This is a genomic window from Paraburkholderia sp. RL17-381-BIF-C (assembly GCF_046026435.1).
Lineage (GTDB): Bacteria > Pseudomonadota > Gammaproteobacteria > Burkholderiales > Burkholderiaceae > Paraburkholderia.
This window is the reverse complement of the sequence record NZ_JARESX010000187.1, coordinates 1-1125: the sequence shown is the minus strand read 5'-3', so window position 1 is coordinate 1125 and position 1125 is coordinate 1. Positions and strand designations below refer to the sequence as shown.

Below are 1125 nucleotides of genomic sequence, written 5' to 3'. Positions count from 1 at the left end.
GTAAGCCGTAAGCCGTAAGCCGTAAGCCGTTGTCAGTGTGCCGTCGCAGTACGACGCGTGACCGTTTTAAATCGCACCTGCCCATTCGCCATCACTCTCTTCGCGCCCGTACGTTCACGGCTATCTGTTGCTGTCCGCGTCGCCTTATCCAGAAGGTCCGTCGCGTGGCGCGCAGTAATGCGGCTTTGCGGAATGCTCTTCGCATCGAGCGCGATCACCTGGTATAACTCACGGTCATTCTCGACTTCGCGTTGGTAGTCCTCAACGGTGTCCACCAGCACTTCCAGCAATCTCCGCTGTCGGTGTCTTTCTTCTCGCGTTATAGCCGGATTCCTAACTATCGAAGCCGCAAGCGTGACCAGTTTGTCCAGTTGGCCTAGCTGCCGTTCAACCAGTCCGAATGCGGATAAGGCTAGTTTTTCGTATTGAAGTGCGTCAACAGGTGGGCGCGATGTGGTGCGTGAATGCTTGACGGATTTAGTCATGGCGCGATCTCCCTGAAACTTATCTGGAGCGCCCGACACGCGCTTGCAAGGTGGTGAGCGGGCACAGTGACACGGTTGGCAGACTGGCCCACAGCAATCCAGCAGATCCGAAGATCTCCCTATCACGGCCCGCCCATTGTAGGAGGTCGCGCAGAACCGAACGTACTACCCGCGTGAGCGGGCGTACGCGCGTGGGGCGCAGGCTGCCAAGCCTGACCATCGTTGTTTTGACGGTGAATTGAGTTTAAGCCGTATTGTTTCGCGAGTGATTACCTGCGCGAGCTAAAAAGAGCGAGGTATCACCGATTCTGAAATTTCCCAAACGTTCCTCGAATGCAAAACTACAGCGCCGAGGAAACGTCAGCGAAATTGGGACTAGTCATTTATCAGAACGTCCGTGATGCAGCTAAAACGCTGCAACAAAGTAACAGAGCTACTACAGAAGTGGTATGTGGAAAGCGAAGATGAGGAGCGCGGAAGCGATGGCAGAGAACGATGAAGCGAAGGTTTGCCGAGCGACCGCGACGGCGCGCGCAGCGCCGCCGGAAGAATGACTGCTGTGTCACGAGCGCGTAATGTGCGAGAACCCAGATTCCAGATGCACCACTACCGCGACTGCGCGGGGGACCCGCTTATGAGC

1 protein-coding gene is annotated in these 1125 nt (G+C 56.2%); it reads right to left on the bottom strand.

All coding sequences use genetic code 11. The annotated features are described in order from the left end of the window. Nucleotides 1–32 precede the first annotated feature (32 nt). On the bottom strand, nucleotides 33–485 hold the full coding sequence (locus P0D70_RS36565; protein WP_408188108.1) for a hypothetical protein: 453 nt from the start codon (nucleotides 483–485) through the stop codon (nucleotides 33–35). Nucleotides 486–1125: the final 640 nt, after the last annotated feature.

Coding starts and splice junctions, on each gene's coding strand:
- P0D70_RS36565 (WP_408188108.1), bottom strand. CDS start 485: ATGACTAAATCCGTCAAGCATTCACGCACCACATCGCGCCCACCTGTT.